Annotated in this window: 25 protein-coding genes and 1 pseudogene; 6 read left to right on the top strand and 20 right to left on the bottom strand. The window is 62.0% G+C overall.

Annotated features, from left to right (window positions below):
• Positions 1–14: 14 nt before the first annotated feature.
• The 5 genes from tsf to EOA16_RS14590 form a co-directional block, all read right to left on the bottom strand.
• Positions 15–935 carry a translation elongation factor Ts gene (gene tsf, locus EOA16_RS14610; protein WP_023812936.1) on the bottom strand — a complete coding sequence of 307 codons (921 nt, stop codon included), beginning with the start codon at positions 933–935 and terminating at the stop codon, positions 15–17.
• 109 nt (positions 936–1044) lie between these two features.
• A complete protein-coding gene (gene rpsB / locus EOA16_RS14605; RefSeq protein ID WP_023777441.1) occupies positions 1045–1827 on the bottom strand; it encodes a 30S ribosomal protein S2 in 783 nt (260 codons plus the stop codon).
• Positions 1828–2030: 203 nt separating this feature from the next.
• Complete coding sequence (locus tag EOA16_RS14600; RefSeq protein ID WP_127258981.1) at positions 2031–2309, bottom strand: DUF4031 domain-containing protein; 279 nt, start codon at positions 2307–2309, stop codon at positions 2031–2033.
• A 59-nt stretch (positions 2310–2368) separates the two neighbouring features.
• A complete protein-coding gene (locus EOA16_RS14595) occupies positions 2369–3667 on the bottom strand; it encodes a hypothetical protein (protein WP_127258979.1) in 1299 nt (432 codons plus the stop codon).
• 115 nt (positions 3668–3782) lie between these two features.
• Complete coding sequence (locus EOA16_RS14590) at positions 3783–4610, bottom strand: cell envelope integrity EipB family protein (RefSeq protein ID WP_127258978.1); 828 nt, start codon at positions 4608–4610, stop codon at positions 3783–3785.
• Positions 4611–4748: 138 nt separating this feature from the next.
• Here EOA16_RS14590 and EOA16_RS14585 point away from each other — a divergent pair, with 138 nt between their 5' ends.
• From EOA16_RS14585 to EOA16_RS14570, 4 genes are all read left to right on the top strand, one after another.
• Positions 4749–5213, top strand: coding sequence for a RidA family protein (locus EOA16_RS14585; protein WP_127258976.1), 465 nt, complete (start codon positions 4749–4751; stop codon positions 5211–5213).
• A 14-nt stretch (positions 5214–5227) separates the two neighbouring features.
• Entirely contained in the window at positions 5228–5956 is a 729-nt protein-coding gene (locus tag EOA16_RS14580) for a glycerophosphodiester phosphodiesterase (RefSeq protein WP_127258975.1), read from the top strand.
• A gap of 50 nt (positions 5957–6006) precedes the next feature.
• Complete coding sequence (locus tag EOA16_RS14575) at positions 6007–7221, top strand: GNAT family N-acetyltransferase (protein ID WP_127258973.1); 1215 nt, start codon at positions 6007–6009, stop codon at positions 7219–7221.
• An 88-nt stretch (positions 7222–7309) separates the two neighbouring features.
• The gene (locus EOA16_RS14570) at positions 7310–7741 is read left to right on the top strand and encodes an HIT family protein (protein ID WP_127258972.1); all 432 of its coding nucleotides are present in this window, start codon (positions 7310–7312) and stop codon (positions 7739–7741) included.
• An 8-nt stretch (positions 7742–7749) separates the two neighbouring features.
• Here EOA16_RS14570 and EOA16_RS14565 read toward each other — a convergent pair.
• From EOA16_RS14565 to EOA16_RS14550, 4 genes and pseudogenes are all read right to left on the bottom strand, one after another.
• A pseudogene (locus tag EOA16_RS14565) lies at positions 7750–8377 on the bottom strand (chloramphenicol phosphotransferase).
• Positions 8378–8436: 59 nt separating this feature from the next.
• Positions 8437–10905 carry an ATP-dependent Clp protease ATP-binding subunit ClpA gene (gene clpA, locus EOA16_RS14560; RefSeq protein WP_127258970.1) on the bottom strand — a complete coding sequence of 823 codons (2469 nt, stop codon included), beginning with the start codon at positions 10903–10905 and terminating at the stop codon, positions 8437–8439.
• Between the two features lie 6 nt (positions 10906–10911).
• Positions 10912–11241, bottom strand: a complete 330-nt coding sequence (clpS, locus tag EOA16_RS14555) for an ATP-dependent Clp protease adapter ClpS (protein ID WP_023812950.1) — start codon at positions 11239–11241, stop codon at positions 10912–10914.
• 296 nt (positions 11242–11537) lie between these two features.
• Positions 11538–11867, bottom strand: coding sequence for a phasin family protein (locus EOA16_RS14550; protein ID WP_127258969.1), 330 nt, complete (start codon positions 11865–11867; stop codon positions 11538–11540).
• A 285-nt stretch (positions 11868–12152) separates the two neighbouring features.
• On the opposite strand from EOA16_RS14550, the gene EOA16_RS14545 reads away from it, so the two are divergent.
• The gene (locus tag EOA16_RS14545; RefSeq protein WP_127258967.1) at positions 12153–13577 is read left to right on the top strand and encodes a D-alanyl-D-alanine carboxypeptidase; all 1425 of its coding nucleotides are present in this window, start codon (positions 12153–12155) and stop codon (positions 13575–13577) included.
• Between the two features lie 46 nt (positions 13578–13623).
• Here EOA16_RS14545 and EOA16_RS14540 read toward each other — a convergent pair whose 3' ends face one another.
• The 4 genes from EOA16_RS14540 to EOA16_RS14525 form a co-directional block, all read right to left on the bottom strand.
• Positions 13624–14322 carry a DnaJ domain-containing protein gene (locus EOA16_RS14540; RefSeq protein ID WP_127258966.1) on the bottom strand — a complete coding sequence of 233 codons (699 nt, stop codon included), beginning with the start codon at positions 14320–14322 and terminating at the stop codon, positions 13624–13626.
• Positions 14322–15053, bottom strand: coding sequence for a VWA domain-containing protein (locus EOA16_RS14535; RefSeq protein ID WP_127258964.1), 732 nt, complete (start codon positions 15051–15053; stop codon positions 14322–14324). Before EOA16_RS14535 ends, EOA16_RS14540 begins: the two co-directional genes overlap by 1 nt.
• Positions 15054–15136: 83 nt before the next feature.
• Positions 15137–15574: a DUF1489 family protein gene (locus tag EOA16_RS14530; protein WP_127258963.1), complete on the bottom strand. Its 438-nt coding sequence runs from the start codon at positions 15572–15574 to the stop codon at positions 15137–15139.
• Between the two features lie 76 nt (positions 15575–15650).
• The gene (locus tag EOA16_RS14525) at positions 15651–17054 is read right to left on the bottom strand and encodes an L-serine ammonia-lyase (protein WP_127258961.1); all 1404 of its coding nucleotides are present in this window, start codon (positions 17052–17054) and stop codon (positions 15651–15653) included.
• Positions 17055–17232: 178 nt separating this feature from the next.
• Here EOA16_RS14525 and EOA16_RS14520 point away from each other — a divergent pair, with 178 nt between their 5' ends.
• A complete protein-coding gene (locus EOA16_RS14520; RefSeq protein WP_013531782.1) occupies positions 17233–17946 on the top strand; it encodes a DUF599 domain-containing protein in 714 nt (237 codons plus the stop codon).
• On the opposite strand, the gene EOA16_RS14515 is transcribed toward EOA16_RS14520, so the two are convergent.
• From EOA16_RS14515 to EOA16_RS14485, 7 genes are all read right to left on the bottom strand, one after another.
• Positions 17925–18716, bottom strand: a complete 792-nt coding sequence (locus tag EOA16_RS14515; RefSeq protein ID WP_127258959.1) for a YdcF family protein — start codon at positions 18714–18716, stop codon at positions 17925–17927. The two genes, EOA16_RS14520 and EOA16_RS14515, sit on opposite strands and share 22 nt — an antisense overlap.
• A 186-nt stretch (positions 18717–18902) precedes the next feature.
• Complete coding sequence (locus EOA16_RS14510; RefSeq protein WP_245455926.1) at positions 18903–19253, bottom strand: hypothetical protein; 351 nt, start codon at positions 19251–19253, stop codon at positions 18903–18905.
• 1 nt (position 19254) lies between these two features.
• Positions 19255–20820 carry an amidase family protein gene (locus EOA16_RS14505; protein WP_127258958.1) on the bottom strand — a complete coding sequence of 522 codons (1566 nt, stop codon included), beginning with the start codon at positions 20818–20820 and terminating at the stop codon, positions 19255–19257.
• Positions 20820–21275: a GNAT family N-acetyltransferase gene (locus EOA16_RS14500; RefSeq protein ID WP_127258956.1), complete on the bottom strand. Its 456-nt coding sequence runs from the start codon at positions 21273–21275 to the stop codon at positions 20820–20822. The genes EOA16_RS14505 and EOA16_RS14500 overlap by 1 nt, the downstream gene beginning before the upstream one ends.
• An 8-nt stretch (positions 21276–21283) precedes the next feature.
• The gene (gatC, locus tag EOA16_RS14495; RefSeq protein WP_127258954.1) at positions 21284–21571 is read right to left on the bottom strand and encodes an Asp-tRNA(Asn)/Glu-tRNA(Gln) amidotransferase subunit GatC; all 288 of its coding nucleotides are present in this window, start codon (positions 21569–21571) and stop codon (positions 21284–21286) included.
• Between the two features lie 121 nt (positions 21572–21692).
• A complete protein-coding gene (locus tag EOA16_RS14490; RefSeq protein WP_164754268.1) occupies positions 21693–22079 on the bottom strand; it encodes a hypothetical protein in 387 nt (128 codons plus the stop codon).
• 54 nt (positions 22080–22133) lie between these two features.
• Positions 22134–22841 (bottom strand): metal-dependent hydrolase, encoded by a 708-nt coding sequence (locus tag EOA16_RS14485; RefSeq protein WP_127258951.1) that lies wholly within the window; start codon positions 22839–22841, stop codon positions 22134–22136.
• Between the last annotated feature and the right edge of the window lie 40 nt (positions 22842–22881).

Below are 22881 nucleotides of genomic sequence, written 5' to 3'. Positions count from 1 at the left end.
AGCCCTGGAAAGGGCTATTTCTTGACCGCTGCAGCGACTTCCGCGGCGAAATCGGTCTCTTCCTTCTCGATGCCCTCGCCCAGCGCAAAGCGCAGGTAGGCGGTGATCTTGGCCGGCGCACCGATCTCCTTCTCGGCATCCTTCAGCGCCTTCTCGACAGTGATGTCGGGATTGAGCACGAAGGCCTGCTTCAGGAGCACGACTTCCTCGTAGAACTTGCGCAGACGGCCCTCGACCATCTTCTCGATGATCGCTTCCGGCTTGCCCGACTGGCGCGCCTGGTCGGAGAAGATCGCCTTCTCGCGTTCGACCGCGGCCGGATCGATCTGCTCTGCGGTCAGCGCCAGAGGGTTGGTGGCGGCAACATGCATGGCCACCTGGCGGCCAAAGGCGTTGGCGGCATGCTCATTGCCCGTGGTCTCGATCGCGACCAGCACGCCGAGTTTGCCAAGGCCGTCGGCAACTGCGTTGTGGACGTAGGTAGCGACAGCGCCGTGCGGAACCGTGAGCTTGGCCGAACGGCGGAAGCCCATGTTTTCGCCGATGGTGCCGACAGCGTCTTTGATGGTGTCGGCAACAGATTTGTCGGAACCCGGATACTTTGCGGCGGCCACAGCTTCGGTCGTGCCATAGGCCAGGGCAACCTTGGCAACGTTGGCGACGATTTCCTGAAACGCGGCGTTGCGGGCAACGAAGTCGGTCTCGGAATTGACCTCGACGACGGCAGCCTCGCGCACGCCATTGTCGACGCCGATCAGGCCTTCAGCCGCGGTGCGGCCGGCCTTCTTGTCGGCCTTGGAGATACCCTTCTTGCGCAGCCAGTCGACGGCCTCTTCCATGTTGCCGTTGGTCTCGGTCAACGCCGCCTTGCAATCCATCATGCCCGCGCCGGTCAAGTCGCGGAGTTCTTTGACCTGTGCAGCCGAAATGCTCATTGTCGCCTCTTTGGTTTAAATGCACCGACGCACCATCGGTGTTCGACGGTGCGTCTGTTTAGCGTGCCGGAATATGAGAAAGATGAAGGCCGCAACCGGCCTTCGCTTATCAAGCTTCGGGGGCTTCCGACGCCGGAGCCGGGTCGAGCGCGGGTTCGACCGGAGCTTCGACCGAAGCGCCGATGTCGACGCCGAGCGCGCCCTGCTGGCGGGCGATGCCGTCGATCGCAGCCTTGGCGATCAGATCGCAATAAAGCTGGATGGCGCGGGCCGCGTCGTCATTGCCGGGGATCGGGAAGTCGATCTTGTCCGGATCGCAGTTCGAATCGATGATGGCGACGACCGGGATGCCGAGGCGCTTGGCCTCGAGGATGGCGATCGCTTCCTTGTTGGTGTCGATCACGAACATCAGGTCGGGCGTCGAGCCCATGTCCTTGATGCCGCCGAGCGCCTTGTCGAGCTTCTCGCGCTCGCGGTCGAGGTTCAGGCGTTCCTTCTTGGTCAACCCTTGCGCCTCGCCGGCCAGCATCTCGTCGAGCTTGCGCAGGCGCTGGATCGAGTTCGAGATCGTCTTCCAGTTGGTCAGCATACCGCCGAGCCAACGCGAGTTGACATAATACTGAGCCGAACGCTGTGCCGCATCGGCGACGATGTCGGACGCCTGGCGCTTGGTGCCGACGAACAACACGCGGCCGCCCTTGGCGACAGTGTCGGAAACCTGCTTCAACGCCTGGTGCAGCAAGGGCACCGTCTGCGACAGGTCGATGATGTGGATGTTGTTGCGGGCGCCATAGATGTAAGGCGCCATCTTCGGGTTCCAGCGGTGGGTCTGGTGGCCGAAGTGAATGCCAGCTTCCAAAAGCTGGCGCATGCTGAAATCAGGCAGTGCCATTCAAAGTTCCTTTCCGGTTAGCCTCCACGGACACAGGCATTTTTGGACTTTGTCCTCGAACGCCACCGGAGGTTTCAGCCGGATTTCTCCCGGGCAGACACCAAAGTCCGTGTGTGGAATGAGCGCGCATATAAAGGGGATGCGCGATAAACGCAAGCGCCGCAGGATCTGTGGTGCGGCGTGCGACGATCGGCGCCCTGCCGTCAGCGCTTTATCTTCCCGTTCGGCACCCGCACCCGCCGGAAGACCGCGACGATCTCCTCGCGGCTGGATTCGATGGCGCCGAGCCGCACCGCTCGGTCGCGCTCGAAGCCGGTTATGTCATAATGCGGCGCCGATGTCATGGGCGGCCCCTGGTAGGATGAGCGCTTGACCCCGAGCCGGGCGGCAAAGCGATGCAACTCGTCGGTGTCGTCGGCCAACAGATGGCACCAGCGATGGCCGGCCCAGTTCCAGATCGCTGCGTCGACATAGACCGCCATGAAGCTTGCTGTTTGCCTTCCATCCTTCACCACAGCCGGCCGCATGGCCCGCCAGGATATCAGGGACGATAGAATGGATTCGGATAGAAAATGAAGCCGCCCTTGGCCGCAAGCTCGGCCACAATGTTGGTGACTGTATCCTGCATGCGACGGTGCAGCTCGGCAACCGCATCGTTGATCGAGCCCGCATATTCATGCAGGCCCAGCGCCTCCGGCACCCGGATATGGGCGCGACGCGGTCCGGCCGGCTGCGGAACGAACCGGTTCATCGTGTCGCGCAGTCCGCCCCGACAATAGTCGTTGCGGATCCGCTTCAGATGTTCGGCGATCTCCTCCTGAGTGATGCGCGGATTGGCCGAGGCCCAAGGTCCGACGCGTTGCAGCCTCTGAACCCTATCGGCGAGCGCGCGGACCTGCCTTTGCCGTTCCGCATCGCCAGTGTTTTCGCGCTGCCAGCGACGCGCACGTCGCAGAAGCTCGGTGGTGTCGGTGATGGCAGCTTCGGGTGAGATGCCTTCGCCGAGCCGGCGGCCGAGTTCGGTGATCAACCTCTGCCGGCGCTCGGCATAGGTCGCGCCTTCGTCAGACGGCATGCCCCATGCGGCCTCATCGCGGGCCAGCAGCGTCGAATAGACATGGTGGATGCGTTGCGGCAGCGTGTCGGTCGCGCGGGGTTCTATTTTCAGGCTTTTCTCGACATAGGCGCATTCCTTCGCCAGCGCCGCTTCGACATTCCCGGTGAAGGCAAGCTTCCAGACGACTGGCGCGATCCAAACCTTGAAATCGGGATCCGTGGCCCGACCGCGCTTGAGGGCCTCCAGCCCCATCTCGACGGCACCCGGCAGCAGCGGCGCAACGATGTTGGCATGCCAGCCGACGCCGCCTTCGGGATGAAGCAGCACACCATGGCCTTTCAAGGCCCAGGCGACGGAATGTTCCTTGGCCGCCCCGCTGTTGCCGGGAATCTGGGCGATCAGATTGTTGGCCAGCCAGAACTTCTGCATCAGCCGGCCAAGGCCGTTGACGACACCATTGGTTGCCCATGAGGCCGTGAGCGGGCTGACCTGCGACACGATTTCCTTGTCGATCATCCAGTCGGTGAAGAACTCGGGATGATTGGGCGTGATGAAGGTCGCCTTCCCTGCCCCGCAACTGGCCCTCAGCCGCTCAAGATCGGCGTCGGGAAAATCGATGTGACGGACATTGGCGACACCGCGCAGACCGGCCAGGCGATTGAACGGCAACAAATCCCGAAATCCGGGAATGCCGCGCAGCATGACGATCCGGTTGACGGATGTCATGGCCCTGATCAGTGCCGGGTTGGGCCGCGGCGCCACGAATGTATCGATCCTGCTCAAGCTGATCCCCCTCGCGCCTGGACGCTGGCAAGCAGGTTGGGAGACGATTGCGGCACGCTCAAGTCGTTCGTTACGACCGCGCCGTGTCGTGGTAAATCAACTGCCTAGACAGGCACTATTTGGCGGGACAAGGTTTAGTCTGGTCGAACAGAGACAGGTTGACCAGCTTGCCGGTCATCGAGAAGTCGCCATAGTCCATGACGAGATCGCGGGTGATGCCGTTCTCATGCAGCTTGAAGCTGATACGGTATTCCGGGACCTCTTCGCCCGTCTTGTCGGTGTCGTCGAAATAGGCGATGTCGACCGGCCAGTATTTGTCGGTGGCGAGCTTTGCCAGTGCGGGAGCCTCCGGGTCGGCCTTGTCGGCATCCGTTTTCTTGCCGACGACGACGGTGGTGGTCATCACCTTGTTGGCGTCTTCGGAACCATCGAACAGGTTGGTTTCGTAAAAATTTTCGCCCTTTTCGGCCTTGCCGATCAGTTCGACCAGATGCTGGGTCGGGAATTGGGTTGTCGCGAGCTCGACGCTGTTCTTTTCAGGCTTGTCGATGTCGACCTTCAGGCCCTTGGTTTCTTTCGTGGCGATGCCCTTGACCTCCTTGTCGAGATTCTGGTCGACGAAGGATTTTGTCACGAACGAAAAGGTCTTGCCCTCGGCATCCTCGAAAGTGGTCGTCTGCTGGTCGGTCAATCTGGTGTTGTCGGCGGTGACGATCTGGGTGACGAAGCGGAATTTCACCGTATACCCTTCGCAGGCCGAGCCATTGAACTCATAGACCATGCGGCCGGATATGCCCGTGATGCCGGACTGATCGGAAGCCTTTTTCAAGGTAAGGTCGTAGACGGCGCGGTGGGCTTGCAGCGCCGGCGCGGCAAAGGCGGGGCCTATCGAGCAGACCCCCGACAGCAGGACGGCATGGAATGCGAGGCGCGTTGCGCGCATGAGGTACTCCGATCGTCGCGACTGATGGCAGGCCGCAGGGAAAGATGGTCCAGCTTAAAAAAAGTCGTGGCGGAAGCGAGGCAAAAATAGCAATTTCGGCCCGGCCGGCGCGGCGTCACCAAGCAATAGGGAAATACCATGAGTGAAACAATCGAAAAGCGGCTAAGCGATCTGGGTGTGACGCTTCCCGTCGCCGCCGCGCCCGCCGCCAACTACGTGCCCTATTGCAGGACCGGCAACTTGCTGTTCACTGCCGGGCAATTGCCGCTCAAGGACGGCAAGCTACAGGCTAGCGGGCAGCTAGGCCGCGATCTCGATACCGCAGGCGGCAAGGAGGCGGCAAAATACTGCGCGATCAACATCCTGGCGCAGGCCAAGGCAGCACTCGGCGACCTCGAGAAGATTAGCCGTCTGGTGAAGATCACCGTTTTCGTTGCCTCGACACCTGAGTTCGGCGAGCAGCATCTGGTTGCCAACGGCGCCTCCGATTTCCTGGTCGCGGCCCTTGGCGAGCGCGGCAAGCATGCACGCTCCGCCGTCGGCACGGCCTGCCTGCCGCTTAATGCCGCAGTGGAAATCGAAGCCATCTTCGAAGTCGAATGAGCCAGGGGACAGATATGACCGACCTATCCTGGCTGACCGCCCGGCCCGTCGCCCATCGCGGCTTCCACGACATGAATAAGACTCGCTGGGAAAACACGCTGTCGGCCTTCGCCGCGGCGGCCGAGCGCGGCTATGCCATCGAATGCGACGTGCACCTGTCGTCCGACCGTGTTCCCGTCATCATCCATGACGGCGATCTCAAGCGCCTGACCGGCCAGGATGGTTTCATCTGGCAGCGTACCGCAGCTGAACTCGCGGCGCTCAGGGTCGGTGGCACGGCGGACCATGTGCCGACGCTGCAGGAAGCGCTCGACCTGGTCGACGGCCGCGTGCCGCTGGTCGTCGAGTTGAAAGGCACGCCCGGCTATGACGAAGGCCTGGTGGCAAGCGTCGGCAAGATGCTCAAGCGATACAAGGGCAAAGCGGCGATCATGTCGTTCGACCATTGGCTGGTCCGCGATTTTCCGAAGGACGCGCCGGGTATCCCAGGGGGTCTCACCGCCTACGGCAAGGACGTCAAGCTGATCGAGGCGCATTTCGCCATGCTGGCGCATGAGATCGCCTTCACCTCCTACGCCGCCGGCGACCTGCCAAACCCATTTGTCAGCTTCGTGCGTGAGAGGCTGAAAATGCCTGTTATCACCTGGACGGTGCATGACCAGCCGGCGGTCGACCTGACCTTCAGATATGCCGACCAGATGACGTTCGAAGGGTTCGAACCCGATCTGGTCAAAGTCGCCTGAGTGTCTGAAACGTGACTTGTACCAAGCCGGACGGAGCTTAAATAAGCCTCATGGATCAGGGCGACGAGGGTGACGGACAAACGGCCAATGCGGACTATTCGATCCGCGTCGCCGCCGGCATCGGCGCCTTCACCTATGATGAATGGAACGGCTTTGCCGGAACCGCGCGCGGCGATGTAGAAACCAGTTACAATCCTTTGGTTTCCTTCGCTTTTCTAAGCGCGCTCGAAGATTCTGGATGCGCCGTGCGGCGCACCGGTTGGCAGGGCCACCACCTCAGGCTGGAGGATGGGCAAGGCAGATTGCTGGGCGCGGTGCCCTGTTATCTCAAATCGCACAGCCAGGGCGAATATGTGTTCGACCATGGCTGGTCGGATGCGTTCGAGCGCGCCGGTGGCCGTTATTATCCCAAACTGCAAAGTGCCGTGCCGTTCTCCCCGGTCACCGGCCCTCGCCTGCTGGTCACCAGGGGCGAGGACAGTGCCGGGGTGAAGGCCGGTCTCGCGGCGGGCCTGAAGGCGGTGACGCAAAAGCTAGGTGTCTCTTCCGCGCATGTCACCTTCGCGCAGGAGAGCGATGTGGAGGTGCTGGAAGCGGCCGGTTTCCTGCACCGCACCGATCAGCAATTCCATTTCTTCAACGAAGGCTTTTCAACCTATGACGACTTCCTCGCCACCCTAGCTTCGCGCAAGCGAAAGGCGATGAAGAAGGAAAGGCGCGAAGCGCTTGCCAACGGCATTTCGATCGACCGGCTGACCGGCAAGAACCTCACCGAAAAGGCCTGGGACGATTTCTTCGCCTTCTACATGGACACCGGCAGCCGCAAATGGGGGCGGCCCTATCTCAACCGTCAATTCTTCTCGCTGATCGGCGAACGCATGGCCGACGACATCCTGCTGGTGATGGCCAAACGCAATGGGCGCTATATCGCCGGCGCCATCAATTTCATCGGCTCCGACGCACTCTATGGCCGCAACTGGGGCTGCATCGAAGACCATCCCTTCCTGCATTTCGAGGTCTGCTACCATCAGGCGATCGACTTCGCCATCGAGCGCAAGCTGAAGGTGGTCGAGGCGGGCGCGCAGGGCGAGCACAAGCTGGCGCGCGGCTATCGGCCGGTGACCATGCATTCCGCGCACTACATTGCCCATCCGGGCTTGCGCAACGCCGTTGCCGACTATCTCAGGCGCGAACGGCAAGAGGTGGAGCGGATGAGCGAATACCTGGAAGAGCACACCCCGTTCCGCAAGGATATTGAAGAGTAGCGGCCGGCTGGCCTGATGGGGGGCGACGATCATCTTGCCGAATTTCGACGCCTTCGCTACACGAAAGGCACAATCCGGAGCGTTCGCCATGACTGAGGCCGCCTACGATACCGACAACATTTTCGCCAAGATCCTGCGCGGCGAAATTCCCTCGCACCGCATCTACGAGGACGACGCGGTCATCGCCTTCATGGATGTGATGCCGCAGGGGCCCGGCCATACGCTGGTGGTGCCGAAAGCGCTGTCGCGCAACCTGCTCGACGCCGACCCGTCAATTTTCGGCCATCTCTTGAGCGTCGTTCAGAAAGTGGCGCTGGCGGTGAAAAAGGCCTTCGGCGCCGATGGCGTCACCGTCATGCAGTTCAATGAGCCGGCCTCGGGGCAGACCGTCTATCATCTGCATGTGCATGTCATCCCGCGCTTCGACGGCGTTCCCCTGAAGCCGCACACGGGCGGGATGGAGAAGCCTGAAATCTTGGCCGAGAACGCAAAAAAGATACGGGCGGCGCTGCAAAGCTGACGCAGCAATTAGCTGGCCGACATATCGGTCAGTTGCTCGATTGCACTAGGTCGTGCGATGCCTTGCTCCAGCCGCCGGCGGATCGTATCCGCGCATTGCTCTGGGCTCAGAAGCGAAGTGTCGACTTCCAGATCGTACACGCCTGGGCGGTGCACCTCTTCCTGCCACAGACGCACGGGCAATGGCGCGGGATCGTCAGGCGAGGCGGTCACATATCCCTTGTCCGCCGCCCTGGCGGCTCGCCTCTCCATGATGATTTCGATCGGGCAGCGAACGCCGACAAGCAGCACCGGCAGGCCGGCGAGACGGCGGGCGCAATCGACCAGGCAGTTGAGGGGTTTCGAATAGGCATCGTGGTGGCCCGACATCCGCAACGACATTCAGCCCCAGCCGGCTGTGAGCGGCTATAGATTCGTATAGCGCTGCGTATAGTCCGGGCACGACGCTTTCGAGATCCGGACGCTCGCCACCCGGGCGCAACCCAATTCCAGGCCGATAGCGTGCCGGCGTGGCCTGCTCGTAAACGTCGACGCCGAGATTGATCCAGACGCCATCGAAGAGCTTCTGAACAGCTCTGGCGATGCTTGTCTTTCCCGATCGCGGCGCACCGTTCAGGACGATGATCTGCCCGGCCATGTGTTCCTCGCTCCAATAAAAAAGCCCCGTCTCCGGGGCTTTTTTGACTTTCGTAAAGCTCAGTTCTTTCGGGGCAGTTGCGGCACCAGGCTGCGCTTGCCGCCGTCCTTGCCCTTGGCTTCGGGCTTCTGCGCCACCAGCTTCTTGGCCGCGGGCTTCTTCGCGACAGCCTTTCTGGGCTTCGGCGTTTCTTCCGGCTCTTCCTTTTTCGGCTTCACCGGCGCCTCGTCGGCGAGCGATTCGAGCTTCAGGCCGGTTTCGCCGGTTTCCTTCTTCTCGACGGTGACACGCACCGTGCCGCCCTTCTTGAGCTTGCCGAACAGCACCTCGTCGGCCAACGGCTTCTTGATGTGCTCCTGGATCACACGGCCAAGCGGCCGCGCTCCCATGCGCTCATCATAGCCCTTGTCGGCGAGCCAGGCGATCGCATCCGCCGACAGATCGAAGGTGACGCCACGCTCGGAAAGCTGGGCCTCCAACTGCATGACGAACTTCTGCACCACCTGATGGATAACCGGCACCGGCAGCGAGCCGAACGGGATGATCGCATCGAGACGGTTGCGGAACTCCGGCGTGAACAGCCGGTTGATCGCCTCGACATCGTCGCCTTCGCGCTTGGTCGAGCCGAAGCCGATCGCCGCGCGTTGCGCGTCCGACGCACCCGCATTGGTGGTCATGATCAGGATCACATTGCGGAAATCGATCTGCTTGCCGTTATGGTCGGTCAGCTTGCCATGGTCCATAACCTGCAACAGGATGTTGAACAGGTCCGGATGCGCCTTCTCGACTTCGTCCAGCAACAGCACGCAGTGCGGATGCTGGTCGACGCCGTCGGTCAAAAGACCGCCCTGGTCGAAGCCGACATAACCGGGAGGAGCACCGATCAGCCGCGAGACGGTGTGGCGTTCCATATATTCCGACATGTCGAAGCGGATCAGCTCGACGCCGAGCGACGCTGCCAACTGCTTGGCCACTTCGGTCTTGCCGACGCCGGTCGGGCCCGAGAACAGGTAGGAGCCGATCGGCTTCTCCGGTTCGCGCAGGCCGGCACGCGCCAGCTTGATCGCCGAGGTCAGCGCGGTGATCGCGGTGTCCTGGCCATAGACGACGCGCTTCAGCTCGATATCGAGGCCCTGCAGCACCTTCTCGTCGTCGGCCGAAACCGTCTTCGGCGGGATGCGGGCCATGGTGGCGATCGTCGCCTCGATCTCCTTGATGCCGATGGTCTTCTTGCGCTTGGCTTCCGGCACCAGCATCTGCGAGGCACCGGTCTCGTCGATCACGTCGATCGCCTTGTCCGGCAGCTTGCGGTCGTTGATGTAGCGCGCCGACAGCTCCACCGAGGCCTTGATCGCCTCGTTGGTGAACTTCACCTTGTGGAACTCCTCATAATAGGGCTTGAGGCCCTTCATGATCTCGATGGCGTCCTCGATGGTCGGCTCGTTGACGTCGATCTTCTGGAAGCGCCGCACCAATGCACGGTCCTTCTCGAAGAACTGGCGGAATTCCTTGTAGGTGGTCGAGCCGATGCAGCGGATCGCACCCGACGACAGCGCCGGCTTCAACAGGTTGGACGCATCCATGGCGCCGCCTGATGTAGCCCCTGCCCCGATGACCGTGTGGATCTCATCGATGAAGAGCACGGCGCCAGGATAATCCTCGAGCTCCTTGACGACCTGCTTCAGCCGTTCCTCGAAATCGCCGCGATAGCGCGTGCCGGCGAGCAGCGTGCCCATGTCGAGCGCGAAGATGGTGGCATTGTGCAGCACTTCGGGAACGTCGCCCTCGACAATGCGCTTGGCCAGGCCCTCGGCGATCGCCGTCTTGCCGACGCCGGGGTCACCGACATAGAGCGGGTTGTTCTTGGAGCGGCGGCACAGCACTTGGATGGTGCGGTTGATCTCGGACTCGCGGCCGATCAGCGGGTCGATCTTGCCGGCCTTGGCCTTGTTGTTGAGATTGACGCAATAAGCTGTCAGCGCGTCCTGCTGCTGCTTCTTCTTGCCGCCTTCCTCTTGCGGCTCGGCGCCGTTCTGGCCGCCCTGCTCGTCGTCAGCGCCGCGCGGCGAGCGTGTCTCCGACGCGCCCGGACGCTTGGCAATACCGTGCGAGATGTAGTTGACCGCATCGTAGCGGGTCATCTGCTGTTCCTGCAGGAAATAGGCGGCATGGCTCTCGCGCTCGGCGAAGATGGCAACGAGTACGTTGGCGCCCGACACTTCCTCGCGGCCAGACGACTGTACATGGATCACCGCGCGCTGGATGACGCGCTGGAAACCGGCCGTCGGCTTGGAGTCCTCGTCGTAACCGGTGACGAGGTTATCGAGCTCGGTGTCGATATAGGTGAGAACCGTATGCTTGAGCTCATCGAGATCGACATTGCAGGCGCGCATGACGGCGGCCGCCTCCGTGTCGTCGATGAGCGCGAGCAGCAGATGTTCTAGGGTTGCATATTCATGGTGCCGCTCATTGGCGAGCGTCAGCGCCTGGTGAAGCGCCTTTTCCAGGCCTTGGGAGAAAGCCGGCATGTTACCTCACTTCTTCTCCATCACGCATTGCAGCGGATGCTGATTCTGTCGGGCGAAATCCATGACCTGGGACACTTTGGTCTCGGCCACCTCGAATGTATAGACCCCGCACTCGCCCACTCCATGATTGTGAACATGAAGCATGATGCGTGTGGCGGCTTCGCGATCCTTCTGGAAAAAACGCTCCAGCACGTGAACCACGAACTCCATCGGAGTGTAGTCGTCGTTGAGGATGAGGACCCGATAAAGGCTGGGCTTCTTGGTCTTGGTTTTGGTGCGCGTGATGACGGCCGTCCCACGGCCGGCCCCATTGCCGTTACCGTCGCCGTCTTGCATCCGCACCACTCGTCTCGTGGCAGTCAAACCGATCGTCACGTATTCCTGCCTCTTTCGATTCCCCATGCGAGTTCGACATGTAGGTGTTCGATGTACGATTTTAAGCCCTTCTGGTTAGCTGACAATATGGCTAGGTCACCAAACTTGGACGATTTTCGCAATCGTGAAGGGGCGCGAGGCTCTGGAACGGAAATTGACACGAAAAAGCCCGGCCGCGTTTCCACGGCCGGGCTTTTTCTCGGGTTCAAAGGCTCAATCCGGGTCACGTCAGGCGAAATTAGCTCGCCCGGGCGAAATTACTTCGCCTTGGCAACGATCGATTCGAATGGCTTGTAAGCTTCCTTGGCGAGTTCGGCATAGAGATCGCCCATCTTGGTGGCCTCGGCGACGAACGCCTCATAGGACTGCTTGGCATAGTCCGACTGGATCTCGATCGCCTTTTCCAGCGACTTGGCTGAAAACAGCTTCTCCACAGTGGCGCTGCCGGTTTCAAAACTCTTCTTGGTGTATTCACCAGCCTCGGTAGCTATCGCCTGTGCGCCCTTGGAGAGCGACGCGAAGCTCTTCAATCCGGTGTCGGCGAACTCTTTGCCGTATTTGCTGAAGTCCTCATAGGTCTGGGTCATTTCACGATTCCCTTGACGGTTGAGACGTCCTTCTTCGGGGCGCCCTTGTGCAATGCAAGGTAATATATTGTGCGCCGCACAAAAGTCAAGATTTCGCGGGCTTGCGGACCCGCCTGCGCAGCCAAAGGCTAAAAATCGAATAAAGAGAGCTTCAAGCCCGAAGAAAATGGTGAACGCGGCGGTTACCATAAACGGATTGGTAACGCTGCGCCGGTAGCTTGACCGGAAGCGAGGCAGGACCCTTTGCCGCCTCCAACGCAACGAAGAAATCCAAGGGAAGTACCAGTGCGTAAGGCGTTGTTGGGCATCGTTTCCAAATCCACCTCCCCTCTCAAAACGATGATGATCATCGCCTTGGCGATGACATTCGTTTTTGGCGACGTCGCCTCGTCGCTGGCGGCCAGGCAGGCGGCCATCGTCGTGGATGCCAAGACTGGCAAGGTGCTTTACTCCGCAGATGCCAACGGCAGGCGCTATCCGGCTTCGCTGACCAAGATGATGACGCTGTACCTGACCTTCGAAGCGATGGCGAAGGGCAAGATCAGCCGGAACACGCCAGTGGTGTTTTCCGCCAAGGCCTCCGCCGAGGCGCCGACGAAACTTGGCGTGAAGCCGGGCGGTTCGGTCACGGTCGAGACCGCGATCCTGTCGATCGTCACCAAGTCGGCGAATGACTCGGCCACCGCGCTCGGCGAAATGCTCGGCGGCAATGAAACCACCTTTGCCCGCATGATGACCGCCAAGGCGCGTGCGCTGGGCATGAACGGCACCGTGTTCCGCAACGCCAATGGCCTGCCCGACCCCGGCCAGTTCACCACCGCGCGCGACATGGCGACGCTCGGCATCGCGCTGCGCGAGCATTTTCCCCAGTATTACGGCTATTTCTCGCAGCGCTCCTTTCTCTATGGACGCCAGCGCATCAACGGCCACAATCGCCTGCTCGGACGCATCAAGGGTGTCGACGGCATCAAGACGGGATACACCCGCGCTTCCGGCTTCAACCTCGTCTCGTCGGTTTCCGACGGCAATCGCCGCATCGTCGGCGTGGTCATGGGCGGCACCTCCGGCGGCAGCCGCGACAATCAGATGGCCAGCTTGATCAACACCTATCTGCCGAGGGCTTCGACGCGTGGCGGTGGCGACCTTGTGGCCAAGGCCGGCGGCAACAACCCGATCACAGCCCTTGCCAAGGTGCTGCTGCCCAAGCATGACGCGCCGACGCCGGACGACAAGCCGATGGTCGAAGACGATGCCGTGGCGTCCAACGACGATCCGACGGCCACGGACGCCGCGGCCGACGAGCAGACAACAGATGCTGTCGAGGAGACAGCGCCTGTCGTCAAGACCAGGAAGGTCAAGACCGTGATCGTGTCCGCCCCCCAGGTCGCCACTGCCCAGGTCGTCGCTGCCTACGCCGAGCCAACGCCAGCGGCCGTCGACCCGGTCAATACGGCGTCTGTGCCGTCGGGCTGGGCCATTCAGGTCGCCTCGTCGCCAAAGCAGGCCGAGGCCCAGGCCTTCCTCGACAAGACCACCAAGCAGGCACCCAAGGTGCTGGCCGACGCGTCCGGCTTCACCGTCGCCTTCGATAAGGACGGCGTCACCTACTACCGCGCCCGCTTCGGCGGCTTCGGTTCGAAGACCGCGGCCTGGAAGGCCTGCACCGCTTTGAAGAAGAAGAACATCGAGTGCTACGCCGTCCAGCAATAGGACGGCGTGGAAGTCATCTCCCGGAAAAGTTCTGCATCGAAGGAGACTAGTTGTGATTGGAGAGCAAGACGTCCTTGGCTTCGTTAATCCGCGCCGCCAGGAAAGACGTGCCGCCGATATCGGGGTGCAGGCGCTGCATCAGGCGGCGGTGCGCCTTGCGGACATCCGCCGCGGCGGCCCCCGCTTCAAGACCAAGGACCTTGTAGGCCTCCTCCTTAGTCATGGCGCCCGAACCTGGCGCAACACCCAGCCCTTCGCCACCGTTCGTCTCAGTGTTTTTGCGCCAGACGGGAAATCTGCCGTCAAGATACGTCTCTAGCAGCTGCCGGCTCTCCGGATCGCCGGAGAGTTCCCGGTAGAGATGCTGCAACTCCGTCAGCCCCATTGCACCAAGCATCTTGCCTTCGTGGCGGCCAGCCAGGACCAGTCCTTCGAGGCCGCCGGTATCGTGATCAAGCTCCATTTCCAATGCCGCTGTGCGCACCGTCGAACGTTTGCCCGGTGCCAGCCCGGCCGGCTGGCGTTTCATGCGCATGGACCCATACCAGGCGATTGCCGCAGTGAGGATTATGCCGCCGACGCCTTCACGGCCGACCACAAGCACGGCGACGCCGACAACTGCCAGAAGAGCCGGCCCGAGCGTTCGCAGCGTGCCCGCCAGTTTCGCTGGCTCGGCGCGCAGAAAGATCGTCACCGCGCCAAGAAGCAGCAGCAGCAACGCGACAAGAGCGATGGTTGCGCCCATTATTTTCCGCCGCCCCGCAGATGCTCGATCATCAGCCGGTCTTCCGGCCTGCCCCTGGCTTCGAGGGCCTTCAACCCGCCGGTCGCAAACACGGCGACGGCCGAAAGCAGTCCTGCCAGGGTCGCGGCAGCCCGCCGATCAAATCGGAACCATGCCCCTTTGGACAGCCGCGCAACCTCCTTGAACGCCTTTTCCGCGCTAGAATTATGGCCTTCCTGAAAGACGAAGACAGGAACGCCATGCAGACCGAGGCTGCCGGCCTTTACGGCCAGATCGTCGATATTCTCTTCCATCGCATCGCCGATATAGACCAACGCATTGACCTTGGCGGCCGCCGTCTGTTTCAGCGCATGCGCCAGCACCTTGCCGATCTGGGTGTGACCGCTGCGGCATTCGATCCGCGTCATCAGCTGCTTCAAGGCATTGGTGTCGCTCACGAAAGCGGACGAACGGCACTCGCCGAGACCGCGAAAATAAACCAGTTGCACGCTGAGGGTTCCGGCCTTGCCGACGGCGTCGAACATCTGGCCCTGCAGCGTGCAGGCCAGATCCCATGTCGGCTGGCGGCTCATCGTCGCGTCGACGGCAAGAATCAGCCTGCCCGAACCGGTCGCCGACGCGGCAAGTGTCTTCGCCTGACGAATGAAGGCGTCGATCTCGCCGGCGTTGGATTGAGGCTTGATCGGCGCAGGATTGGCCCTCGCGGGCACGGGCTGCTTCTTGTCGCTCATGAAAGCAAGATGTGGCGTTGTTACATCGCTTGCAAGCCCCACATCGGGTGGCACGAAGGGCCAGACGGTGATGCCACCTGGGGTCAGAGCAGGCCGAGATCGGCAAGCTCGCGCCTGAGTTTCGGCGGCATCTCGATCAGTCCGGCCTTGCCCTTGCCGAGATCGAGCGGCGCGTCAGCCGGTTTCAGATAGCGCCAGCCCTGAAATGCCCGGCGCGGCTGCCAGTCGGTTCGAACAATCTCGGGGTCGAGAATCAGGTGACAGCGGCCGATGCCCTCACTGTCGGTGAACGGCCGGATCTCGGTGATCAGTTGGCGGCACTGCACATTGCCTTTGATCACCCAATAGAGCGAACCGCCATCGGTGACCTCGGCGCCGCGCGTCGGCATCATGCGGGTGGTGTGATACTGCTCGACCGGCTCACCGGCGCGCCGCCGCTCGTCGAGGCGGAAGGCGATCCAATCTTCGAGATCCTCGACGCTGTCGCAGCCGACACAGAGTTTTATGAGATTGAGAGACATCGCTTAAGGTTAGTCCCGCACGCGGACGCGTCAACGACCGGATCGACTTCTCCACAGTGGCGGTTTAGGCCAGCCTTCAGCATTCCACGACATTGACGGCGAGCCCGCCAAGGCTGGTTTCCTTGTACTTCTCGTTCATGTCGAGGCCGGTCTGGCGCATGGTCTCGATCGCCGCGTCGAGTGGTACGAAATGGGTGCCGTCGCCCTTGATGGCCAATGATGCCGCCGTCACCGCCTTGACCGCACCCAGCGCATTGCGCTCGATGCAAGGCACCTGAACCAGCCCGCCAACCGGATCGCAGGTCATGCCGAGATGATGTTCGAGCGCGATCTCGGCGGCATTCTCGACCTGCTCGGGCGTGCCGCCCATGACGGCGCACAGGCCGGCCGCCGCCATCGCCGATGCCGACCCGACCTCGCCCTGACAGCCGACCTCGGCGCCGGAGATCGAAGCATTGGTCTTGATGATGCCGCCGACGGCAGCAGCCGTCAGCAGGAAATCACGAATGCTCGGCTGGTCCGCTTCGGGATGGAAATGCAGCCAGTAGCGCAGCACCGCCGGCAGCGTGCCGGCCGCACCGTTAGTCGGCGCTGTGACGACCCGGCCACCGGCGGCGTTTTCCTCGTTCACCGCCATGGCGTAGATCGACAGCCAGTCATTGGCGAGCAAGGGATTGGGCTTGTTCTGCTGCCATTGCTCCTGCAGCTTGTCGTGCAGCATGCGGGCACGGCGGCGCACCTTCAACCCGCCCGGCATGATGCCGTCCTGCGACAGGCCTCGGTCGATGCAGCCTTTCATGGCGCTCCAGATGCCGTCGAGGCCGGCGTCGAGCTCCTCGCGCGTCATCTGCGTCTCCTCGTTGACGCGTTTCATGTCGGCGATGGAAAGACCGCTTTTGCCGGCCATGGCCAGCATCTCGACCGCATTCTTGAACGGATAAGGCACTTTCTTGCCTTCTGTCGTTACCGATCCCTTGGCTTTCATCCGCTGCAGTTCTTCTTCCGAAACCACGAAGCCGCCGCCGATCGAATAATAGATGCGCTTGAGCAGCAGGCGGCCGCCGGCATCATAGGCGTAGAACGCCATGCCGTTGGCGTGGCCGGTGAGCGGCGTCTTGCGGTCCAGCACGAGGTCGGTGGCCGGATCGAAGCGATAGGCGGGATGGCCGGCCGGCGAAATGCGCTTTTCGGCGGCGATGCGGCTGGCAATGCCATCGGCCTGGTCGGGATCGACCGTCTGCGGCGTAAGGCCGGCAAGGCCGAGCATGACGGCCCGATCACTGCCGTGGCCGATGCCGGTGTAGGCGAGCGATCCGTGCAGGCTGGCGCCAAGCCGGTCGACCTTCACACCCGCCGGGCGCGGCCAGTCATTTCCCGCGACCTCGTCGAGAAACCGCGCCGCAGCGGTCATCGGCCCCATCGTATGAGAACTCGACGGTCCGATGCCGATCTTGAACAGGTCGAAAACCGAAAGGAACACGCGGCGTAGTCTCCTGGAGTCAGGGCGAGGACTATATATAGGAATTCCCACGATGTTTCCGCTCTTTTGGAAATCGCGGCGCTGCACCCGCCGACCTTGTTTGCTCCGGCAGCGACATTGGTACGATCGCTGTATGCGGACATCGAAGCGATCGCGCTGAATGTGATAAATTCAGGCCATGGGCGATTCCCTCGATCTTTCGACAGCCGATCTCGCGGCGCTGGCCTTCTTTCTCGTCGCGTGGCTGCTGCACACGTTTGCCTCCGACGGCAAGCTGGTCAGCCGCGTGTCGCTGACGACGGCGATGAATGCACAGCGGCAAGCCTGGATGCGGACCATGGCCGAGCGCGAGATCCGCATCGTCGACACCGCCATCATGAGCGGGCTGCAGCAAGGCACCGCCTTCTTCGCCTCCAGCTCGCTGATCGCCATCGGCGGCTGCTTTGCCCTGCTCGGCGCGTCCGACCGGGTTCTTGAAGTGCTCAGCGACCTGCCCCTGGGTGGCGCGCCGTCGCGCGCGGCCTTTCAGATAAAGGTGTTCGGACTGGTGCTGATCCTGGCGTTTTCGTTCTTCAAATTCGGCTGGGCATACCGGCTGTTCAACTATTGCACGATCCTGATCGGCGCCGTGCCGATCCCGCATGGCGAAGCCTCACGCAATCCGGTCACCGAAACGGCGGTGTGGCGGGCTGCACAGATGAACATGCTCGCCGGAAAGCACTTCAATTCCGGCCTGCGCGGCGTGTTCTTCTCGATCGGTTATCTTGGCTGGTTCGTCGACCCCATGGTGTTCGTGTTGTCGACGCTGTTGCTGCTGGCCGTGCTGGTGCGGCGCCAGTTCTTCTCGGCCGCCAGGCAGGCGGTGATCGGTCAGCCGCCCGGAAAAGGCTGATCGATCCGGCCTGACAGCCAGTAGGCAAAAAGCCCGATCCATTCGCGGATGGCCATGCTGGTGGCCTGCAGCGAATCGGCTGGATTGTCGCGGAACAGGCCAATGCCTTCTTTGCCCGAGGTGCGATAGTCGACCGGCCAGGGAACCGTCGCAAAGCCGGCCTTGTCGAACAGCGCCTTGGCGCGCGGCATATGGAAGGCCGAGGTGACCAGCAGCCAGGTCTCGCCGGGCTTCGGCGTTACCAACTCCTTGGAGAAGACCGCGTTCTCATAGGTGTTGCGGGACTTGTTCTCCAGGATCAGACGATCGGCGGCCACGCCAAGCGCGGTGAGCAGGCGCGGCGCGGTTGCCGCATCGCCCTCGCCATCAAGAAACAACGCGCCGGTGCCGCCGGACACGACCACCTTGGCGGTGGGAAAGCGCCGGGCGAGAATCGCGGTCTCGACCATCCGATCGCCGCTGCTGTTCAACTCATAGCCGCCGCGCACCAGATTGATGGCGCCCTCGAAGCCGCCGCCGAGCACGATGATGCCGTCGACTTTTTCCGGCAGCGGCGGGCGGGCGAAGCGCTCTTCGAGCGGATTGAGCATCATGGCGCCGAGCGACGTCCAGGCTGACAGCGCAAGGACCAGAAATGCCAGCACGCTCCCGGTGGCCGCCAGCCGCCGGCGGCCGATCATGGCTGAAAGCAGTCCCGCCAGCAGCAGGAAGATCGCCAGGTTGAGCGGCTGGATGAAGAACCAGAATATCTTTGAAAGGTAGAAGAACATTGGCTGCCTTATCGTCGACTCGAATTCTGGCGATCGATGAAGTGCTCGACGGCACTCGTCACAGCCTCGGCCTCGGGCCGACTCAACTCCCTGCCGAAAACAAGGACGCCGTTGGTGTTGGTCAACCTGATGACTTCCGACAGACCCGCTTCATCCGTTGGATAGGTATGGTCGAGGATTTCGGCCTCAAGGTGCCCTTTCAAAGGCAATGACGAACGATTTCGCACCCCCCCTGACGTCGCGCACGGCTGCGGCGTTGGTTAGCCGCAGGGTTTCCTTGCCGAATACCAGCCAGATGAAATCCTTGCCGAGGAAATAGGTGAAGAGGGCAATGATCGCCGTGAACGACAGCAGTCCGAGAGTGCCGCTGGCGACGGTTGCGGGCGACGTGTCGGTCAATCCCATGTAGCCGGTGTAGGCAACGATCCCGGCCCCAATCAGGGCGAAGGCCGTCCTGAAATCCGACGTGCGTGGTGGGTTGGTTATCAGCAGTTCGTCTCCCGTCTCGACGATGGAAATGCGAGACGGGGGCGGCATGCTACCACCACTTCTCCGGCTGGAAGGTGCCCGCGGCCTGCTCGATGACGGCAGCGGTCTGGAACAGGGTTTCCTCATCGAACGGCCGGCCGATCAGTTGCAGGCCGAGCGGCAGGCCCTTGGCGTCGAGCCCGGCGGGCACGGCAATGCCCGGCAGGCCGGCCATGTTCACGGTGACCGTGAAGATGTCGTTCAGGTACATCTTGACCGGATCGGCTGCCATGTCCTCATCGGCAACGCCGAAGGCGGCGGACGGCGTTGCCGGGGTCAGGATGACGTCGACGCCGGAGGCGAAGACCGTCTCGAAATCCCGCTTGATCAGATTGCGCACCTTCTGCGCCTGCAGATAGTAGGCGTCGTAGTAGCCGGCCGACAGCACATAGGTGCCGATCATGATACGGCGCTTGACCTCGCGGCCGAAACCGGCGGCACGGGTCTTCTCATACATGTCGACGATATCCTTGCCCGGCACGCGCAATCCGTAACGGACGCCATCGTAGCGGGCGAGGTTGGACGAAGCCTCGGCCGGCGCCACGATATAGTAGGCCGGCAGCGCATATTTGGTATGCGGCAGGGAAATGTCGACGATCTCGGCGCCGGCGTCTTTCAGCCAGGCAATGCCCTTCTGCCACAGCGCCTCGATCTCTTCGGGCATGCCGTCGACGCGGTACTCTCTGGGAATGCCTACCTTCATGCCCTTGATCGGCTTGCCGATCACCGCCTCATAATCCGGCACCGGCCGGTCGACCGACGTCGTGTCCTTCGGATCGACGGAGGCCATCGACTTCAGCAAGATCGCGGCGTCGCGCACGTCCCGCGCGATCGGTCCGGCCTGATCGAGCGACGAAGCGAAGGCGACGATGCCCCAACGCGAGCAGCGGCCATAGGTCGGCTTGATGCCGACCGTGCCGGTGAAGGCGGCGGGCTGGCGGATCGAACCGCCGGTATCCGTCGCGGTCGCGCCGGCACACAGGAAGGCGGAGACTGCGGTTGCCGAACCGCCGGAAGAACCGCCCGGCACCAGCTGCGCATTGTCGAGGCTGCGCGCGGTCCTGATGCCACCGGACGAGACGAAGCCGCCGTCGCCCTGATGCGTCGTCGGCATCACCACCGTGTCGACGCGCGAACGCCGCCACGGATTGATGACCGGGCCATAGTAGGACGTCTCGTTGGACGAGCCCATGGCGAACTCGTCCATGTTGAGCTTGCCGAGCATAACGGCGCCGTCGGCCCACAGATTTGACGTAACGGTCGATTCGTAGCGCGGCTTGAACCCGTCGAGCACATGACTGCAGGCCTGCGTATGGACGCCTTCGGTGCCGAACAGGTCCTTGATCCCGAGCGGGATGCCTTCCAGCGCACCGCCCTCGCCCTTGACCAGCCTTGCGTCGGACGCCTTGGCCATGTCGCGCGCCTTGTCGCCGGTCACAGCGACATAGGCATTGAGCGCGGGATTGGCGCGATCGATGGCCGAGAGGTAGGCCTCGGTGATCTCGGTCGCGGTGATTTCCTTGCCACGCAGCTTGGTGCGGGCCTGTGAAATCGTCAGCTGGGTCAGGTCGCTCATCAAAGGCTCTTTTCGTAAAACACCGACCACTCGGAATCGGGATAATCCAGCACCGGGCCGCAGCGCGAGAACCCGGCACGTTCATAGACTGTCCACGCCGCGGGATGACGATCGCCCGTCTCCAGCACCAGACGCTTCAGCCCCTCATTTCGCGCCAGCGCCTCGACCCGCTCGACGATGCTAGCGCCAATCTTGCGGCCACGATGCGAAGGCCGCGTGTACATGCGCTTGACCTCGCCGATGGCGCCATCATGGCGCTTCAGCGCGCCGCAGCCGATGGCCATGCCATTGTCGCGGGCGATGAAAACAGTCGTATCCACACCGGCCATCTGCTCGACCGTCAAATGGTAGCAATGCTCCGGCGGCGTCAGTTCGAGCAAGGTCTCGTTGAGTTCCTTGACCAGACCGCGCACGTCGTCCTGCAATGGCGTTTCAATGGCGATGTCGATTGCCATCGGCCGTTTTACTCCACGACCTTCGGCACGAGGAAGAAATTCTCTTCGGTCGCCGGCGCGTTGGCGACGATGTCGGCTGCCTTGCCGCCCTCGGTGACAACATCCCTGCGCTTCTTCATCTCCATCGGCGTCACTGAGGTCATTGGTTCGACGCCGGAAACATCCACCTCGTTCAGCTGTTCGACGAAGCCCAGAATGGCGTTCAGCTCGCCGGTCATCCGTTCGGCATCTTCTTCGCTCACCGCGATGCGGGCGAGATGCGCGACGCGCTTCACTGTCTGAAGATCTACGGACATGTTTTTGCCTCGGGGAAAACCAGTTCGGGCTATAGCGGCGCCGCGCGCGCTGCGCAACATGCATCGTGCGGCAGGCCGTGTTGGCGGCCGGCTCTTCGGTCAGTGGTCTACAGGGTGCTGTCTATGGCAGGGCAACGCCTTCGCATAGATAGTAGCTGCCGCTGTTGCCGCTTGCTTCGCTTTCGTCGTCGACGCGCCGGACCGACACGAGATCGATCTGCTTCGCGTTCATTTGCGTCACCGAGAGGACATCCGGGAAGACATAGCCCGGTTCCTGGCAGATGGCCGTCACCGCCCAGCTCGGCGAAGCCGTCGCCTTGCTGATTTGCAGAAACTCGCAATTGTATTCGACGCTCTGCAGGCCGTGCGCCGAAAGCACGATGTTGCCGGCGTCGATCAGCGTTTGCAGCGTGTCCTTTTTGGCCTGTTTGCAAAGCTCTTCGGACTGCAAGTAGACGCCTTCGATGAAATCATCCGCGGCGAGCGCGGGCGACGCCGCGACCAGCATCGATACACAAAGAGATTGCCTTAAAGCCATGGTTTTATTTCACTTTAGCCGCGCCTAGATCGTAATCGTCTCACCGATGCCAGGCAATGCCACCTTTACGCCGGACCCTTCCATGCCGGCCTCGAACTTGTCGGCGGTCGGGTCGATCATCGGAAACGTGCCGAAGTGACAGGGAACCACGGTGTCGAACTTGAAGAAGCGGCGGCAGGCAAGTGCCGCCACCGCGCCGCCCATGGTGAAGCGGTCGCCGATCGGCACCAGGCCGACCTTCGGTTCATGCAACTCGTTGATCAGCGCCATGTCGGAAAAGATGTCGGTGTCGCCCATGTGATAGAGCGTTTTGTCGTCCGGGAAATGCAGGACGAGGCCGCCCGGATTGCCGAGATAGGTGTTCTGGCCGCCCTCGCCCGGGAACGAGGATGAGTGCAGCGCCTGGACGAAAGTGGTGGTGAAGCTGCCGCAATCGACGGTGCCGCCGATATTGCCCGGGTTGATCTTCTTGTCGCTGACGCCCTTGCCAACCAGATACATGCAGATCTCGAAATTGGCGACCAGCTGCGCGCCGCTTTTGCCGAGCACTTCCAGCGCGCCGCTGATGTGGTCGCTGTGGCCATGCGTCAGCAGCACGTGCGTGATCCCCTCGGCCGGTCCCTCCCAGCCGCCCGTCCAGGACGGATTGCCGATCAGATAGGGGTCGACGAGGATCTTGGCGTCGGCCGTTTCGATGCGAAAGGCCGAGTGGCCGTACCAGGTCAGTTTCATGAATGCATTCCTCGATTTTTGGCTTGCCAAAGGATAGAAC

Source organism: Mesorhizobium sp. M7A.F.Ca.US.008.03.1.1, from assembly GCF_003997495.1.
Taxonomy (GTDB): Bacteria; Pseudomonadota; Alphaproteobacteria; order Rhizobiales; family Rhizobiaceae; genus Mesorhizobium.
Note: the sequence above shows the minus strand (reverse complement) of the source record. Positions and strands in the feature narration are given on the sequence as shown.

What these genes read in the sequence shown, in the direction of transcription:
- tsf (WP_023812936.1), bottom strand. Translation starts at nt 935, where the DNA reads ATGAGCATTTCGGCTGCACAGGTCAAAGAACTCCGCGACTTGACCGGC.
- rpsB (WP_023777441.1), bottom strand. Translation starts at nt 1,827, where the DNA reads ATGGCACTGCCTGATTTCAGCATGCGCCAGCTTTTGGAAGCTGGCATT.
- EOA16_RS14600 (WP_127258981.1), bottom strand. Translation starts at nt 2,309, where the DNA reads ATGGCGGTCTATGTCGACGCAGCGATCTGGAACTGGGCCGGCCATCGC.
- EOA16_RS14590 (WP_127258978.1), bottom strand. Translation starts at nt 4,610, where the DNA reads ATGCGCGCAACGCGCCTCGCATTCCATGCCGTCCTGCTGTCGGGGGTC.
- EOA16_RS14585 (WP_127258976.1), top strand. Translation starts at nt 4,749, where the DNA reads ATGAGTGAAACAATCGAAAAGCGGCTAAGCGATCTGGGTGTGACGCTT.
- EOA16_RS14580 (WP_127258975.1), top strand. Translation starts at nt 5,228, where the DNA reads ATGACCGACCTATCCTGGCTGACCGCCCGGCCCGTCGCCCATCGCGGC.
- EOA16_RS14575 (WP_127258973.1), top strand. Translation starts at nt 6,007, where the DNA reads ATGGATCAGGGCGACGAGGGTGACGGACAAACGGCCAATGCGGACTAT.
- EOA16_RS14570 (WP_127258972.1), top strand. Translation starts at nt 7,310, where the DNA reads ATGACTGAGGCCGCCTACGATACCGACAACATTTTCGCCAAGATCCTG.
- clpA (WP_127258970.1), bottom strand. Translation starts at nt 10,905, where the DNA reads ATGCCGGCTTTCTCCCAAGGCCTGGAAAAGGCGCTTCACCAGGCGCTG.
- clpS (WP_023812950.1), bottom strand. Translation starts at nt 11,241, where the DNA reads ATGCAAGACGGCGACGGTAACGGCAATGGGGCCGGCCGTGGGACGGCC.
- EOA16_RS14550 (WP_127258969.1), bottom strand. Translation starts at nt 11,867, where the DNA reads ATGACCCAGACCTATGAGGACTTCAGCAAATACGGCAAAGAGTTCGCC.
- EOA16_RS14540 (WP_127258966.1), bottom strand. Translation starts at nt 14,322, where the DNA reads ATGGGCGCAACCATCGCTCTTGTCGCGTTGCTGCTGCTGCTTCTTGGC.
- EOA16_RS14535 (WP_127258964.1), bottom strand. Translation starts at nt 15,053, where the DNA reads ATGAGCGACAAGAAGCAGCCCGTGCCCGCGAGGGCCAATCCTGCGCCG.
- EOA16_RS14530 (WP_127258963.1), bottom strand. Translation starts at nt 15,574, where the DNA reads ATGTCTCTCAATCTCATAAAACTCTGTGTCGGCTGCGACAGCGTCGAG.
- EOA16_RS14520 (WP_013531782.1), top strand. Translation starts at nt 17,233, where the DNA reads ATGGGCGATTCCCTCGATCTTTCGACAGCCGATCTCGCGGCGCTGGCC.
- EOA16_RS14515 (WP_127258959.1), bottom strand. Translation starts at nt 18,716, where the DNA reads ATGTTCTTCTACCTTTCAAAGATATTCTGGTTCTTCATCCAGCCGCTC.
- EOA16_RS14510 (WP_245455926.1), bottom strand. Translation starts at nt 19,253, where the DNA reads ATGCCGCCCCCGTCTCGCATTTCCATCGTCGAGACGGGAGACGAACTG.
- EOA16_RS14505 (WP_127258958.1), bottom strand. Translation starts at nt 20,820, where the DNA reads ATGAGCGACCTGACCCAGCTGACGATTTCACAGGCCCGCACCAAGCTG.
- EOA16_RS14500 (WP_127258956.1), bottom strand. Translation starts at nt 21,275, where the DNA reads ATGGCAATCGACATCGCCATTGAAACGCCATTGCAGGACGACGTGCGC.
- gatC (WP_127258954.1), bottom strand. Translation starts at nt 21,571, where the DNA reads ATGTCCGTAGATCTTCAGACAGTGAAGCGCGTCGCGCATCTCGCCCGC.
- EOA16_RS14490 (WP_164754268.1), bottom strand. Translation starts at nt 22,079, where the DNA reads ATGCTGGTCGCGGCGTCGCCCGCGCTCGCCGCGGATGATTTCATCGAA.
- EOA16_RS14485 (WP_127258951.1), bottom strand. Translation starts at nt 22,841, where the DNA reads ATGAAACTGACCTGGTACGGCCACTCGGCCTTTCGCATCGAAACGGCC.